At 70.5% G+C, this 14,646-nt stretch carries 14 protein-coding genes and 2 tRNA genes; 5 read left to right on the plus strand and 11 right to left on the minus strand.

Going from position 1 to position 14,646, the window contains the following annotated elements; translation table 11 throughout:
• Window positions 1-41: 41 nt before the first annotated feature.
• A complete protein-coding gene (locus tag BLW32_RS19310) occupies window positions 42-587 on the minus strand; it encodes a pyridoxamine 5'-phosphate oxidase family protein (protein ID WP_068739286.1) in 546 nt (181 codons plus the stop codon).
• Window positions 588-591: 4 nt separating this feature from the next.
• Window positions 592-1,404, minus strand: a complete 813-nt coding sequence (locus tag BLW32_RS19315; protein ID WP_074850723.1) for an AraC family transcriptional regulator — start codon at window positions 1,402-1,404, stop codon at window positions 592-594.
• Between the two features lie 47 nt (window positions 1,405-1,451).
• Here BLW32_RS19315 and BLW32_RS19320 point away from each other — a divergent pair, with 47 nt between their 5' ends.
• Window positions 1,452-1,841: a hypothetical protein gene (locus BLW32_RS19320; RefSeq protein WP_068739290.1), complete on the plus strand. Its 390-nt coding sequence runs from the start codon at window positions 1,452-1,454 to the stop codon at window positions 1,839-1,841.
• Between the two features lie 64 nt (window positions 1,842-1,905).
• Here BLW32_RS19320 and BLW32_RS19325 read toward each other — a convergent pair.
• The 5 genes from BLW32_RS19325 to BLW32_RS19345 form a co-directional block, all read right to left on the minus strand.
• Window positions 1,906-1,978, minus strand: a tRNA-Asn gene (locus BLW32_RS19325).
• A 100-nt stretch (window positions 1,979-2,078) separates the two neighbouring features.
• Entirely contained in the window at window positions 2,079-3,632 is a 1,554-nt protein-coding gene (locus BLW32_RS19330) for a hypothetical protein (RefSeq protein ID WP_068521228.1), read from the minus strand.
• 148 nt (window positions 3,633-3,780) lie between these two features.
• Window positions 3,781-4,608 carry an adenylate/guanylate cyclase domain-containing protein gene (locus tag BLW32_RS19335; protein ID WP_068521230.1) on the minus strand — a complete coding sequence of 276 codons (828 nt, stop codon included), beginning with the start codon at window positions 4,606-4,608 and terminating at the stop codon, window positions 3,781-3,783.
• Between the two features lie 30 nt (window positions 4,609-4,638).
• On the minus strand, window positions 4,639-4,824 hold the full coding sequence (locus BLW32_RS19340; RefSeq protein WP_068521232.1) for a hypothetical protein: 186 nt from the start codon (window positions 4,822-4,824) through the stop codon (window positions 4,639-4,641).
• Between the two features lie 104 nt (window positions 4,825-4,928).
• Window positions 4,929-7,055 carry a carbohydrate-binding domain-containing protein gene (locus BLW32_RS19345; protein ID WP_139286264.1) on the minus strand — a complete coding sequence of 709 codons (2,127 nt, stop codon included), beginning with the start codon at window positions 7,053-7,055 and terminating at the stop codon, window positions 4,929-4,931.
• A gap of 80 nt (window positions 7,056-7,135) precedes the next feature.
• On the opposite strand from BLW32_RS19345, the gene BLW32_RS19350 reads away from it, so the two are divergent.
• From BLW32_RS19350 to BLW32_RS19360, 3 genes are all read left to right on the plus strand, one after another.
• Window positions 7,136-7,212: transfer RNA gene (locus BLW32_RS19350), tRNA-Ile, on the plus strand.
• Window positions 7,213-7,285: 73 nt separating this feature from the next.
• Window positions 7,286-8,365, plus strand: a complete 1,080-nt coding sequence (locus BLW32_RS19355; RefSeq protein WP_068739294.1) for a DEAD/DEAH box helicase family protein — start codon at window positions 7,286-7,288, stop codon at window positions 8,363-8,365.
• 102 nt (window positions 8,366-8,467) lie between these two features.
• A complete protein-coding gene (locus BLW32_RS19360) occupies window positions 8,468-9,982 on the plus strand; it encodes a glyceraldehyde-3-phosphate dehydrogenase (RefSeq protein WP_225535770.1) in 1,515 nt (504 codons plus the stop codon).
• A gap of 58 nt (window positions 9,983-10,040) precedes the next feature.
• Here BLW32_RS19360 and BLW32_RS19365 read toward each other — a convergent pair whose 3' ends face one another.
• The 3 genes from BLW32_RS19365 to BLW32_RS19375 form a co-directional block, all read right to left on the minus strand.
• Window positions 10,041-11,042 carry a DUF5685 family protein gene (locus BLW32_RS19365; protein ID WP_068739296.1) on the minus strand — a complete coding sequence of 334 codons (1,002 nt, stop codon included), beginning with the start codon at window positions 11,040-11,042 and terminating at the stop codon, window positions 10,041-10,043.
• Window positions 11,043-11,111: 69 nt separating this feature from the next.
• Window positions 11,112-11,657 carry an Imm51 family immunity protein gene (locus BLW32_RS26795; protein WP_068739298.1) on the minus strand — a complete coding sequence of 182 codons (546 nt, stop codon included), beginning with the start codon at window positions 11,655-11,657 and terminating at the stop codon, window positions 11,112-11,114.
• Window positions 11,658-11,667: 10 nt separating this feature from the next.
• Window positions 11,668-12,411, minus strand: coding sequence for a YggS family pyridoxal phosphate-dependent enzyme (locus tag BLW32_RS19375; RefSeq protein WP_068739300.1), 744 nt, complete (start codon window positions 12,409-12,411; stop codon window positions 11,668-11,670).
• A gap of 63 nt (window positions 12,412-12,474) precedes the next feature.
• Here BLW32_RS19375 and BLW32_RS19380 point away from each other — a divergent pair, with 63 nt between their 5' ends.
• A complete protein-coding gene (locus BLW32_RS19380) occupies window positions 12,475-12,717 on the plus strand; it encodes a hypothetical protein (RefSeq protein WP_068521248.1) in 243 nt (80 codons plus the stop codon).
• Here BLW32_RS19380 and dnaG read toward each other — a convergent pair.
• The gene (dnaG, locus tag BLW32_RS19385) at window positions 12,714-14,645 is read right to left on the minus strand and encodes a DNA primase (protein WP_068521251.1); all 1,932 of its coding nucleotides are present in this window, start codon (window positions 14,643-14,645) and stop codon (window positions 12,714-12,716) included. The genes BLW32_RS19380 and dnaG overlap by 4 nt on opposite strands.
• Between the last annotated feature and the right edge of the window lies 1 nt (window position 14,646).

The following is a 14,646-nucleotide window of genomic DNA, read 5'->3' on the forward strand; positions in this document are numbered from 1 at the left end:
ACGATCACCGGCCCGGCCGCCCCTCCGGGTCGGTGGTCGTTCTACCGCACGGGGATCCCCGTCGGGAAGCCGTCGATGCTGTGGGTGTTGCGCTCGCGGTGGTAGCGCTCGATGCCCTCGTCGCCCTTGTTCGCGGCCCACGAGTCCATGAGCGTGCGCTGCCCCTCGTACTCGTAGAGCGGCACGCCGAAGCCGCAGGACGTCTGCACGAGGTCGACGGTGACGTCGAAGACGTTGCGGGCACCGAGCATCGGCGGGAACAGCCCGGTCAAGTCGTTCCAGTCGGCGTCACCGTCGTGGACGGCCCGCGCCGTGCCGTAGAGGCGCAGGATGAGCGGCTTGCCCTCGAAGGCGCAGAACATCACCGTGATCCGCGGATTCCGCAAGAGGTGCGCGGCGGTCTCGTTACCGCTGCCCGTCCCGTTGAGCCACGCCACACGGTTCGGGCCCAGGACGCGCAGGGAGTCGAGGCCCTTCGGGGAGACGTTGACCCGTCCGTCCGGTGCCGCGGTGCCCACGAAGAACATCTGCTGCCCTTCGATGAACTGTTGCAGCCGCTCGGTGATCTGCTCGTACTGGGTCGCCATGCACTCAGTATCGCGCCGCGGTCCGCGCCGACCCAACCGATTTCCCCGACCACTCCCCCGGCGTTCCGCCGGCGACGAGCCGCGCGCCGGTGCCGAGCAGAGCCGTAGCGCTGAGTCCGAACATCGCGAGGAAGGCATCGCTGAAGTGCGACGGCGAGGCGAAGCCCGCGTCCGCCGCGGCTCGCGTCAGGTCGGCTCCCGCGGCGATGGACTCGGCGGCGCGCAGCATCCGCGCCCACAGCCGGTACCGGCGGAAGCTCGTTCCGGTCTCCCTCCCGAAGACGCGGAGGAAGTACGGCGTGGAGAGGTGCTCGGCCTGCGCCAGAGTCGTCGCCGTGCACCCGGCCGGGTCCGCGCGCACCCGTTCCATGGTGCGGCGGATCCGCGGCTCCGGCGGCGTGGCCGTGCCGAACGCCGCCTCGCCGAGCTCCGCGCCCGACGGTGCCGCCCGCCCGCACAGGCGCAGCAGGGCCGGCTCGTCGCGGTGCCGGGTCGCGAGCAGCCCTGGTTCCGTCATGAGCGCACTCAGCTCCTGTGCCCGGACGGAGTTCGCGTCGTTGTAGCAGAACAGGATCCGAGTGCCGGGCTCGGCGACGACGCGGTGGACGGTCCGGGGCGGCACGAGGACACTGCGCGCCGAGACCGCGTCGGCACCCACCCGCACCTCGAGCGGACCGTCGACCCCGACGACGAGGCAGTGCACGGAGGTCGAATGGGCCGCGAGACCGAGCGACGGCCCCAGGTACAGCGCCGTCGCGGGCGAGACCCACAGCACGCCCGGGGCTGCGCACGTTTCCGGAAGCGCGACGGTGCTCATTCCCCGATGCTAGAAGCACCACCACACGACCACCGGAGGACCCACCCGTGACCACGAACCGAATCGCCCGTGCCCTGCTCGCATCGGTGGGCGTGGCGCACCTGCTCCCGGCCACCGCGGTCCTCTCCCGGGATCGGCTCGAGCGCGCCTACGGGGTGACGGTCCCGGATGCCGATACGGAGCTCCTCCTGCGGCACCGCGCGACCTTCTTCGGCCTCCTGGGCACCGCTCTCCTCGCCGGCGCGGCGGACGAGCGGTACCGGCGGCCGGCGCTCGCCGCGGGAGCGGTATCCGTGTGCTCGTTCCTGGCGCTCGCGGGCCCGTCCGACACCCTCAGCCCCCAGCTGCGGCGCGTCCGGCAGGTCGACGTGGCCCTGTTGGCCGCCTTGGTCGCCGCGGCCGGCTACGAGGCGTTGGGCTCGCGCGCCGCCACCTGAGCGCCACCCGGGGGTAGCCTCCGCGGAAAGCAGAAAACCGCCTCCGAAGAGGCGGTTTCACTTGCTCCCCCAACTGGACTCGAACCAGTAACCCTTCGATTAACAGTCGAATGCTCTGCCAATTGAGCTATGGGGGATTGAACTTTGACCGAGAAGAGACTCTAGCGCATACGCACTCGGGGAGACCAATCGGCAGGTCAGAGGGCCTGCCGGAGGTCTCCCCGAGGGCGTCGGCGATCAGTTACCGGTGGTGGTGCAAGTACCCGCCTCGACCTGAGCCGGGGTGCAGGTGGGGGCGGTCGCCGGCTTGGTGGCCGTCGGCGCCTGGGTCTGCGTCCGGGTGGCGGCCTGCGGGGTCGCGGCAGGCGTGGTGGTCGTCGGCTGCGCCTGCGTCGGCTGCTGCGTCTGCGTCTGCGTGGGCTCCTGGGTCTGCGTCTGCGTCTGCGTCGGCTGCTGCGTCTGCGTCTGCGTCGGCGCCGGGCGCTCAGCAGGCTTGGTGGTCGTGGTGGTGGCCGCGCCGGCGCCGCCGGTCACGGTCGCACCCGCACCACCGGACACCGTCGCGCCGCCGCCGGGCACCGTGGCACCCGCGCCGGCACCCGCACCACCGGTGACGGTGCCGTTGCCCGCACCGGCGCCGCCGGTCACGGTCGCGCCCGCGCCGGCACCGCCGGAGACGGTCGCGCCGACGTTGCCGCCGACCGAGACGCGGTTGCCGTTGTCCGAGCTGGGCTTCGCGACGGTCGCCTCGACCGACGTCCCGATGGCCTCGTTCAGCGACGCCGTGGTGCCGGCCTGGATCGTCGCGCCCTTGAGCGCGGCGGCGGTCGGAACGGTCACGTTCGCATCGAGGTTGACGTTGCCGGTCACCTTGGCGCCGGGCAGCGCGGTGACGGCCTCGACCTTGGCCGAGGTCGGCAGCGGCGCGAGCACCGTGCCCGGGAAGACGGGCGCCGTCGTGGTGGTGGTCGTGGTCGTCGTGGTGGTCGTCGTCGTGTAGATCGGCGCGACGACGCGAGCCTGGTCACGGACGTCGATCACGCGGCCGGGCGTGACGGCCCAGACCGGGTAGTACGGCTGGTCCCAGGCCGGGTTGACGCGGCGGTACGGGTTGTTGCCCAGGTTCAGGCCGATCGACACCGAGATGATCGGCTGCGGCCGCGGCTGCGTCCAGTTCTTGGGGTAGACCCAGAAGACCGGCACGTCGACCTTGAACTCGGCCGAGAACCACGGCTTCGGGTACTCGGGGCGCTGCCACGGACGCGGCTGGCCCGGGTGCCACGGCTTGACGCCGAGCTGGCGGCCGTAGAGCGTGTAGCACGTCTGAGTCTGGACCTCGATGCCGGCGCGGTAGTTGTTCCACGTGCCGGTCTCGCAGATCTGCTGGTAGACCGCGATCTCCTGCGGGGTGTAGTTCCACGGCTTGTAGTTGGCCGGGCGCACCATCGGCGCGGGCGGCGCCGGCTGCGGCGCGGGACGCAGGCCGGGGATCGACGGGGCCGGCGGGTAGTACACGGTGGTGTTGTTCGAGGTGGAGGTGATGGTGCCCTGCGGCAGGCCGGAGTTGGCGACGGCCTGCGCGGCGACGGTGTTACCCACCATCGTCACTTCCTTCGGCGGCACGGCGACGCCGTCGGTCTGGAACGCGCCCGGGTTCGCGGTGAACTGGTCGCCGGTCACGGGCGAGAAGGCGACGGGGCTGTCACCCTCGGTCGACTTGCCACAACCGGCAAGGAGGCCCGCGGCGGCCACGACGGCGAACGACGCGGCTCCGATCTTCTTCGTATTCATCTGGTTCCCATCCTTGGAAAATGGAGACGGGGCACGAAAGGCCGCCGCTGGACTCTAGGACTCAAGTCACACCCTCTATAGGGACCATGCCACGGTTCGTTACAGCCCGAGACGGGTATTTCGAGAAGTTCAGGGAAATCCCGGAGGTTCAGTACAGGGGACGCACAGAGAAGACCTGTAGCTTCTGCGGCGCGCCCTTGGCCTTGAACCGGCGCGGCCGTACCTGGTAGCGCTCCTTGTCGGCGATCGAGAAGACCGTCTCCGAGGCCAGCACCTCTCCGCCGTTCGCCGCCTCCGCGACCCGCGCCGCGATGTTCACGTCGACGCCGATAAGGTCGCCCTTGACCCGCCGCGGCGTTCCCGTGTGCAGGCCGGCGCGCAGCGTGGGCCGGTATCCCTCGGCCACGTCGATCGCACCGACCGCCTCGATCACCTCGCTCGCCGCCTCGATCGCGGTGTCGCCGTCGAAGGCGACCAGGGCACCGTCGCCCATGGTCTTGACCACGACGCCGCCGTGGCGGGCGACGATCTCCGCAGTGGTCCGGTTGACGGCGTGCAGCAGCCGCACGATCTCGTCATCCGTGCGGTCCAGCGCCCACGTGGAGAACGCGACGAGATCGGTGAAGAGGATGGTGATGGGCTTGGGCGGGAGGTAGTCGCGGTCGCGGCGGCTGATCACGGCCTGCCACGTCGCGGTCGCCAGGTTGCCGAGTTCGCGCGTCACCGTCGGCTCGTCGCCGACGATGCGATCCAGGAGGCTCGCGAGCCGCTCCGTCGACTCGGCGTCCGGCTGGAACAGGTCCTTCTTGGGGCCGCCGGGCAGGTTCTCCCGGGCGGCGCGCACGAGTCCCGTCATCGCCGCACTGCGGTTCGCACGGTGGGCGGCCTCCGCGCCCCTGGCCAGCAACTTCCGCCCCGTGCGAGGTTCGGCGGCGTCCGTGGTGCGGTCGGGCAGCTGGCGTGCGTCGTCGGCCATGCGACCGAGACTAGCCCTGCGTACGCGGGGTTACGACGGTGCCCAGCCCCCGCCGTGAGCGCCGTGTCGCGCCGCGCACACGTAGACGTCGAGTTCGGCGGCGGAATTGAGGACCGCCTTGATCACGCGCCACACACCCAGGCCCGCCCGCCGTCCCGCCGGTGGGCGGATCCCGAGGTTGAACTCGCCGCCGCGTACGTCGTAGTGATCGAGCACTCCGCGCCCCCATCGTCCGATTCGAGTGACCTGAGCCACACGTTAGGCGCCGTTCTCGCGTCGCGGGAGGAATTGGCGCACGACGCGCCGTATCCCCCCGGGTCTCACCGCTGCTGGTTGCAGCCCGGATCGTCGGAGCGGTCGAGATAGATGTCCGTCGACGAGATCGAGGGCGCGAGGAACCTCAGGTGCTGAAGCAGCGCATCCGGCAATTGCTGGATCGGCTGCGCGTAGCTCGAACCGTCATTGGTGCTGCGGGCGTAGAACACGAACAGGTCCGCATGGTCTGCGTTGAATCCGCCGTAGACCTGCAGGGCACGTGCCAGCATCAGTTGGAAAGGAGAGAGGCCGAACCGCGAGAGATCCAGGTTCGGATCGAGCTGGAGCCGAGTCCCCTCCGGCACACCACCGAGTGTGGTGCCGTCGGACCTGGTGCCGGGGTACACGTAATTGGGTGAATTGCCGGGCATGGCGTAGCGCAGAGCGTGATCGATCACGCCGGATTCGACATCCTGCGGGGTGATCAACCCTGCGAGGTAGGAGAACTCGCCGCCTGCATGCCCCGGTGCGGGGTCGTGACCGCCGGAACCCGTGTAGGCCCGATACGACGCCGACGCGGCCGCCGAGCGGTCCGAGGAATTGAAGCCCTGGAACTCGTACAGGCACCCCGATGCATCGTCGATCACCGCCATGTGGTGATCCGCGTCGTTCGTCGGCCGATAGGTCGGCAGGTAGGGGATGGTCAGCAGACGGTTGGTGTTGGTCACGCGCACGTCGATGGTGGGCGTACCGGGCGGAGCGTTGTACACCGTGGTCGTCCACTCGCTGGTGTTCACCCAAGCTCCGTTGCTTCGCGCGTCCAGTGCTGATATCCATCCAGCGCTGCGAGGGTCGACCTTCGCGTCCACGGGAACCGGCTGGTTCCAGAACGAATCGGCGGAGAAGTAGTTGCCGTTGTTCGAGGGGACTCCCGGCGTCGCGCGCGGGATGGCGAAACCGACGTGCGCGATCCCGGACGCGTTGGCATAGGTCAGGCGCACCTTGTGCCGACCCTTCTGCATCGTCCGTTGCACGTTGGTGGTGCCCCAATACGTGGACGGCTTCTCCAGCGCGAGAGCATCGTCGATCCAGACCTTGGCAGTGACATTGCCCAGGGACGTCGAAACGAAGTACTCCCCCGTCGCCGGGACGTCGATGACGCCGTTGTAGTCGACTGAGAAGTTGTCCTGATTGACGCCCGACAAGGGGACGCCGAAGAAGGTTCCTCCCGGCGCGTTCTCACATTGCACCGCAACCGGGTTGCCCGTCGCGGTGGTGTTGTTGAAGTAGCGGGCCTGGTACATGTTCACCGGGCAGCCGGTCGACGGATCCGGACCGCCCGTTTGCGTGGCGGTCGCGGTAGTCGTCGGCACCGTGGTCGTCGGCACGGTCGTTGTGGGCACCGTGGTCGTGGGCACCGTGGTCGTCGGGACAGTGGTCGTGGGCACCGTGGTCGTCGGGACCGTGGTCGTCGGGACCGTGGTCGTCGGGACCGTGGTCGTCGGGACCGTGGTGGTGGGGGTCGGCGTCGGAGTAGGTGTCATCGCGCCATCGCGGACAGCCACACTCGCGACGTAGAGGTTCCGGTCGCAGAACCACCACCGGTAGTCATTGGTGAACTCGAGCGTGACGGGGCTCGAACCCGCCTGCGCTCCGAGCCCGACGGAGTAGGTGCTCCAGCCGGATCCCAAGGTGACCGTGGCGAGTGTGGCGCCACCGCGCTTGACCGCCATCACCGGCGCACCGCGGCATATCTCACCGCGCGCGCGGATCTCCAGCTTCCCCCCGGCGTTCGCCGTGACGACGGGGATCGACACCGCGCCGTTGCTCCAGAGCTTCACGACGGTGCCGGCGCGCCAATCGGAGACCTGACCTCCGGCGCTCGACGGCGTGACCGTCATCCCGGAGGGCCCGACGGTCGTATCCGCGTTCACCGCGGCGGCCAGGCAGGTCGTGGTCAGTGCCGCGACAACGGCGGCGATCGTCATACGGAAGGACCAGCTTCGTCTGGTCATGGCGGACTCCTCGGGGTGCTCGCTGTCTTGAAGCATCATCGGAGGCCACTGGATCACTCCAGCCACTTCCGCCCATCGAAGAGCATTGAACCACAATTGCATCAATCGTAACACCGATGATTGACGATCTCCTGCGGCTGCAATCGTCGGCCGCGGGTCGATGCGGCCGTCAGACACACCGGGTGCTACTGTATTCGCGCTGGTCAGGGCTTGTTATCCGCGAGGAACTCCTCGCGCGAACAGCGGACGGCCGGCGAGGGGCAGTAGCTCAGTCGGTTAGAGCCGCGGACTCATAATCCGCTGGTCGTGGGTTCGAGCCCCACCTGCCCCACCACCGTGCCCGGGGCCCCGTCTGCCCAGGTGATCGCCGCGGAAAACCGCTTGTCCCCATGGATACGGTGGCAACCGTGACCATCTCCGCCCTGTGGATCAGCGGTGCGCCCGGCGCGGGCAAGACCACCACCGGATGGCGGGTGTTCCAACTCCTCACCGCGGCGGGCGCGAACGCCGGCTACGTCGACATCGATCAGCTCGGCCTGCTCGGACCGTTCGACCGTCTCGCGGGGGCGGCACCGCACGTCGTGAAGGCGGAGAACGCCCGCCGGCTGATCGACACCCTCGGCGCGCACGGACTCCGGCAGATGGTGATCTCGGGCGTCGTCGACCCCGATCTGGGCGAGCCCCGCCTCGGCCCTGGCGCCACGACGATCGACCTCACCCATGTCCGGCTCCGCTGCGACTGGCCCGAGCTGCGGCGGCGCTTCCTGGATCGCGGTTCGGGGCCCGACGCCCTCGCGGACCTCGAGGAGCTCGCCCGGCACCTCGACCGCGGCCCGGCGGACACCGTCGACACCACGTCGCGCGACGTCGACGAGGTCGCGCGCGAGCTGGTCGCGCGTCACACGTCGACCAGGCCCGGCCGATGGTCACACGCGCGGTCGGTATCCGCCGCTCCCCTTCCGACCACGGTGATCCACGGCGCGACCGCCGTCGGCAAGTCCACCGTGGGCTGGGAGCTGGTCCGGCGCCGGTGGGCCGCGGGGCGGGCGACCGCGTACATCGACGTCGAGCAGCTCGGCTTCCATGCCCCGGGATACGACCGCGGCGTCCATGCAGCCGCGTACGCCGCGGTGACTCGCGGCTACGAGCACGCGGGAGCGGACGACCTCATCGTCGTGACCCGCGACGCCGACCTGGTCGCGGAGGCACACGGCGGGGAGTCGCCGAACCGCGTCCTCCTCGACGCCTCCGACGACGCGCTCTCCGCCCGGATCGCCCTGCGCTCGGTGGAGAGCACCGGGCGCCTGCCGGGCGACACCCTCCTCGGCGCGACGCCGGAACGGCAGCGGGCGATCGCGGACCACGCCCGGAGGGAAGCGGCGCGCCTCCGGCGGTCGCGCGCCCACGATGCCGAGATCGACACCACGAGCACGACGGCGTCGGAGGTTGTCGACCGGATCGAGCGGAAGCTCCGGACGCCGGACTGACCCAGACCACCGTGAGCAGGCCTTTCAGGAGGGAGTCGTTGCCCTCACTCACCGTCGCCCCGGTGGCCCACCGCCGGGTCAGCGCATTGCATAATGATGGGCGTGACGCAACAGCTGGAGCCCGAGTCCCCGTCGAACTCCGCGACTGCCGATGGGCATCGCGGCGCGTACGACAGCCACCGCGACGCCTGGGTCGCCCGTGAGGAGCAGGCGGAACGCCTGATCCCCATCATCGGCCGGCTGTACCGCCAGCACGGCGTGGTGTCGTCGATCCACGGGCACCGCCTGATCAACCTCTCCACCTCCGCGGTGATCTCGGCGCACGAGCGCGCCGAGGAGCTGGGCCACCAGGCCCTCACGCTGTCGCAGACGGAGAAGGTGCTGCGCGGCCTGCTGGAGATCGCGCCCGAGCCCGCGTCGATCGACATCGCGCGCCTCGCGATCCTCGCCGCGGACCTCGAGTCCGACGAGGCCGTGCAGGAGTTGCTGCGCGCCGAGATCGCCAAGCGCAACGTCCCGGTCTCCGACGGTGACGGCGCCGACGTCGTGCTGTACGGCTTCGGCCGCATCGGCCGCCTGCTGGCCCGCATCCTCATCAGCCACGCCGGCAACGGCCACGGCCTGCGCCTGCGCGCGATCGTCGTGCGCCGGAGCGTCAAGAACGACCTCGAGAAGCGTGCCAGCCTGCTGGCCCGCGACTCGGTGCACGGCCCCTTCGCCGGCTCGGTGTCGATCGACGCCGAGAACGACGTGATCATCGCCAACGGCACCCGCATCCAGGTCATCTACTCGGACGACCCGTCGACCATCGACTACACCGCGTACGGCATCAAGGACGCGCTCATCGTCGACAACACGGGCAAGTGGCGCGACGAGGAGGGCCTCGGCCTGCACCTCAAGAGCAAGGGCGCCGCGCGCGTGCTGCTCACCGCGCCCGGCAAGGCGCCGCTGAAGAACATCGTGCACGGCATCAACGACAGCACGATCGAGGACGCCGACAGCATCCTCTCCGCCGCGTCGTGCACCACGAACGCGATCACCCCGGTGCTCGCGGCGCTGGACGAGGCCTACGGCATCCAGCGCGGCCACGTCGAGACCGTGCACTCGTTCACCAACGATCAGAACCTGATCGACAACCTCCACAAGGGCGACCGCCGCGGCCGCTCGGCGGTGCTGAACATGGTGATCACCGAGACCGGCGCCGCGAAGGCCGTCTCGAAGGCGCTGCCGCAGCTCGAGGGCAAGCTCACCGGCTCGTCCATCCGCGTCCCCACCCCCGACGTCTCGCTGGCGATCCTCAACATCACCCTCGAGAAGCCGACCTCCAAGGACGAGGTGAACGACTACCTCCGCCGCGTCTCGCTGCACTCGAAGCTGCGCCAGCAGATCGACTACATCGAGTCGCCCGAGGTCGTCTCCACCGACTTCGTGGGCTCGCACCGCGCCGGCATCGTCGACGGTCTCGCGACCATCGCCGACGGCAAGGACCTCGTGCTCTACGTCTGGTACGACAACGAGTACGGCTACTCCTGCCAGGTGGTCCGCGTGCTCGAGCGCATGTCCGGCGTGCACCCCGTGGTGATCCCGGCCCGCGCCGACGTCCGCGTCGAGGCCTAGAACCCGAACCCGTCACCGCCCCGGTGGAAGCACCCGCTTCCACCGGGGCGGTGTCGTCTCAGGAGCAGTCACAGCAGCCGTCGCCGCAGCAGCAGTCGCCGCAATCGCCTCCGTCGCACCAGCCGTCGTCGCGACGCTTCTTCGCGGCGTCCTTCCGCGTCTTCCGTCGACGGCCCGATGGCCCCTTCTTCTCCAACGAGACGCCGTTCGCGACCAGGACGGTCGCCATCGCGGTCAGCAGGAGCGGGCGGACGAGCCGGTCGTCCCGCATCTCGATCCGGCCGAGCCGGTCGATCACGATGGCGCGCAACGCCTCCAGACGCGCGACGGCCGCGGCCACGGACGTTCCGGTGGCGTCGAGCGGGTTGTAGTCGCCCCGCGCTCGGTCGCGCGGCAGGTCCTCGAGCGCGTCCGCGAGGTGTGCGAATTCTCCGTACGCGCGGCCCGTCTCCCGCAGCGCCTCCTCGTTCTCCGGCCGCCCCGCGAGCACGGCCGATGCCGCGAACATGTCCCCCACCGCCGATGCCGTCGGCCCGGTCACCTCGGCGAGATCGGCGGCGCGGGACTCGATCCGCGCCTGCTCGGCGAGCCCGGCGAGCGCGTCGGGCACGCGCGCCGCCGCGGCGACGGCACCGTCGGCCCGGGCCCCGCGCCCGAGTCGTCGTTCGGTCCTCCGCAGCAGCCCGACGGTGCCGCGCGCCGCGGCCCCGGCGCCGCAGAGGCCCGCCTCGCGCTCGGCGACACGGTCACCGACCTTCGCGGCCGCGAGGGTCAGCGCTGCTGTGGCACCGAGCCTGACGCTCAACTCGGCCGGCGCTATCACCTCGGCGCGCCGCATGCCGCGCAGCGCGCACGGGCCCGCGGTACGGGTCGCGGCGGGCCGCGGCTGTTGCGCCTCGACAAGCGCCGAGAGCAGCGCGGCATCGGTGTTGGTGCAGGCCCGCGCCGGCTGCCCGGCGGTGTCGCGCAGCGTCAGGCACAGCCCGCACAGGTGGGCGCGCCACCGCCCACGGACCTCGGGATCGAGGTGCGAGGTACACGAGCGCACGAGGCCGAGCACGATGGGCTCCGATCACTGTCTGCAACCGCTGGACCCAGCCATTGTGCCGGGCCGCGACGCCGCCGGGGTTCAGTCGTCGAAGACGAACCCGTCGGCCTCCGCCCCCGCGACCACCTCGCGCAGCCGCGCGGGGTCGTTGACCACCGATGCCATCGCCCACCCGGCCACCACCAGGGTCTCGGCGTCGCTGCTCCGCGCGGCGAACATGCCCGCCTCGCTGTCGAAGTCGATCACCGCGAGTATCCGCTCGGGCAGGATCCGCTCGGCGATCCCCTGCCAGAAGTAGCCGTTCGGCTCGTGCCCGAGCGCGACGACGGCATCGTCGGACGGGGTGCCGCCGGCGACGAGGATCAGCGAGCGCATCCCGGGCGCGGTCTCGACGATCTGCAGGGGCTCCAGCTTCGCGGCGCGTCCGCCGGAGCGCTTCTCGATCACCCTGCGCAAACCCCGCCACACCGCGAGCACGGCCACGGAGCCGAACAGGATCGCCGGGTACTTCAGCCAGGGGTTGAGCGGCTCGAGCAGCCAGAAGAGCAGCCCCAACGCAACGACGACCGCCAGGAGCTCGGCGATGTCGGCGACGGTGAACTGGCGGTCCTCGTCATCGGTCAGCACGAAGGGAAGATTACTGTCCCTCGGGCCAGTAATGGCTGTCGGGCAACGCCCGAGAGCCGAAGATCGCCTGGCCCACCCGCACGCAGGTCGAGCCCTCCTCGACCGCGATCTCGTAGTCGCCCGACATGCCCATCGACAGCTCGACCGCCTCGGGCCAGTCCTGCACGGCCCGGTCCCGGACGTCCCGCAACCGGCGGAAGCAGGCGCGCACCCGCTCCTCGTCGGACGAGAACTCCGCGAGCGTCATGAAGCCGCGCAACCGCAGCGACGCGAAGGCGGGCAGTTCCGCGAGGAAGGCCGGCACCTCCGCGGGCGGCAGCCCGTACTTCTGCTCCTCGTCCGACGTGTTGACCTGCACGTAGACGTCGAGGCCGCGGCCGAGGGCCTGCAGCCGACGGTCGAGCGCCTCCGCGACGCGCACGCTGTCGAGGGCCTGGAACTCGGCGGCGACGGCGGCGACGTCCTTGGCCTTGTTGGTCTGCAGATGCCCGATCACGGCCCACGAGACGTCCAGGTCCGCCATCTCGGCGCTCTTGCGCTTGGCCTCCTGCGGCTTGTTCTCCCCCAGCTCCCGGCACCCGGCGGCGACGGCGAGCCGCAGCCGCTCCTGCGGCACTGTCTTGCTGACGGGGAGCAGCCGCACGTCCGACGGTGACCGACCCGCCCGGTCCGCTGCGGCGTCGATGCGGCGCATCACCTCGGCTATGCCGGCCTCGAACTCGGCGACGGTCTGGGCGGGCGGGTACGAGCTCATGGATCGAGCCTATCGGCCGGGGACCGCCCGCCGGAGCGGGGCCGCGGCCGGTACAGTGGCGGCATGATGCGACTGGTTATCGCCGCAGGTGCCGGCTACGTGCTGGGCACCAAGGCCGGACGCCGCCGGTACGAGCAGATCAACCGCACCGCGAAGGCGATCGCCACCAGCCCGGCGACGAAGAAGGCCGTGGAGATCGGGCGCCGCAAACTCGCCGAGCAGCTCAACCCCGATCCCAAGATGCGCACCATGCGCGAGATCGACGCGCAGACGGTGATCTACTCCCCCAAGACCGACCTGGACTAGAAGGCCGAGTCGCCGACGGCCATCTTGAGCAGGCTCTGCCGGTAGCTCTCGAGCGCCACGAGGTCGCCGAACAGGCGGTTGTAGTCACCGTCGGAATTGGGCGACATGCGGCGCAGCTTCGACTTCAGGTCGGCCACCTGCCCGCCGACCCAGACCTCCTGCAGCCGCGCCATCACGGACTCGACGTACCGCGGCGACGGATCGCCCGCCACCTGCATCGGCTCCACCGCGAGCTCGGTGACCAGTGGCTCCAGCACGGGACCGTCGACGTGCCGCACGACCGTGTCCACCCACTCCGGCCCGCCGAGGCCGGCCGCGATGCCGCCCGCGGCCTCGATGGCCAGCCGCACCTGGCGGTACGCGGGGTCGGTGAACATGTCGTCGGAGAGCGCGTCGAAGACCATGCCCGCCAGCGACGGAACCTGCAGCGCCGCCTTGAGCACCTCGCGCTGCACCCACAGCACCGGGTCGGCCGGGTTGGGGCGCTGGGGGCCGGCCGGCTTCGCCTGCGGCACCGGGGCGGCCGGTGCGGGCTCGCGGAACCGGTTGGTCGACGGTGCCGGGGCGCCCGGCCCGGGACGTCCCTCGCCGCGCCGGATGCGGGCGGACTCCTCGCGCACGCGGCGCAGCACCTGCGTGACGTCGTCCCAGCCGACCCAGCCCGCGAGCTGACGCGCGTACTCGTCCCGCAGCGCCATGTCCTTGATCCGGGCCACCACGGGCACCGAGCGGCGCAGGGCGTGTACGCGCCCCTCCGCGGTATCGAGGTCGAACTCGGTGATCAGCGTCTTCACCGCGAACTCGAACATGGGGACGCGCTGGGCGATGAGGTCGCGTACGGCCTCGTCGCCGTGCTTCTGCCGCAGCTCGCAGGGGTCCATCCCGTCGGGCGCGACGGCCACGAAGGTCTGACCGGCGATCTTCTGATCGCCGTCGAAGGCCTTCATCGCGGCGGCGCGGCCGGCCTCGTCGCCGTCGAAGGTGTAGATGACCTCGCCGCGGAAGTAACTGTCGTCCATCATGAGCCGCCGCACCAGCGAGACGTGCTCCTCCCCGAAGGCGGTACCGCAGGACGCGACGGCGGTCTCCACGCCCGCGGCGTGCATGGCCATGACGTCGGTGTAGCCCTCGACGACCACCACCTGGTGCCCCTTGGCGATGTGCTTCTTCGCGTGGTCGAGACCGAAGAGCACCTGCGACTTCTTGTAGAGCATGGTCTCGGGCGTGTTCATGTACTTGCCGAGGTTGTCGTCGTCGAACAGCTTGCGCGCGCCGAAACCGATGACGTCGCCGCCGAGATTCTTGATGGGCCACAGCAGCCGCCGGTGGAACCGGTCGATCGGCCCGCGCTGGCCCTGCTTCGACAGGCCCGCCGCCTCGAGCTCCTTGACGTCGAAGCCCTGGCGCAGCAGGGCCTTCGTCATCGTGTCCCACCCCGACGGGGCGTAGCCGCACCCGTAGAACGCGGCGTCCTCCTCGGTGAACTCGCGGTCCGTGAGGTACGTGCGGGCGATCTCGGCCTCGGGCGTGCGCAACTGCTCGGCGTAGAACTTCTGTGCGGCGGCGTTGGCGGCGACGAGCCGCATGCGGGTGCCGCGGTCCTGCTTCGGGCCGGGGCCGCCGCCCTCGTAGGAGATCTGGATGCCCACCTTGTCGGCGAGCTGCTCGACCGCCTCCACGAAGGGCACGTGCTCGATCTTCTGCAGGAAGGAGATGACGTCGCCGCCCTCGCCGCAGCCGAAGCAGTGGAAGAAGCCCTGCGTGGGGCGCACGTGGAAGCTGGGGGTCTTCTCGTCGTGGAACGGGCACAGGCCCTTCATCGACCCCACGCCGGCGGGCCGCAGCGCCACGTACTCGCCGACGACGTCCTCGATGCGCGCACGGTCGCGGATCGCCGCGATGTCACGCTCCGGGATTCTGCCGACCACG

It is taken from the genome of Tsukamurella tyrosinosolvens, assembly GCF_900104775.1.
Lineage (GTDB): Bacteria > Actinomycetota > Actinomycetes > Mycobacteriales > Mycobacteriaceae > Tsukamurella > Tsukamurella tyrosinosolvens.

What these genes read in the sequence shown, in the direction of transcription:
- BLW32_RS19330 (WP_068521228.1), bottom strand. Translation starts at nt 3,632, where the DNA reads ATGAATACGAAGAAGATCGGAGCCGCGTCGTTCGCCGTCGTGGCCGCC.
- BLW32_RS19310 (WP_068739286.1), bottom strand. Translation starts at nt 587, where the DNA reads ATGGCGACCCAGTACGAGCAGATCACCGAGCGGCTGCAACAGTTCATC.
- BLW32_RS19375 (WP_068739300.1), bottom strand. Translation starts at nt 12,411, where the DNA reads ATGAGCTCGTACCCGCCCGCCCAGACCGTCGCCGAGTTCGAGGCCGGC.
- BLW32_RS19380 (WP_068521248.1), top strand. Translation starts at nt 12,475, where the DNA reads ATGATGCGACTGGTTATCGCCGCAGGTGCCGGCTACGTGCTGGGCACC.
- BLW32_RS19315 (WP_074850723.1), bottom strand. Translation starts at nt 1,404, where the DNA reads ATGAGCACCGTCGCGCTTCCGGAAACGTGCGCAGCCCCGGGCGTGCTG.
- BLW32_RS19335 (WP_068521230.1), bottom strand. Translation starts at nt 4,608, where the DNA reads ATGGCCGACGACGCACGCCAGCTGCCCGACCGCACCACGGACGCCGCC.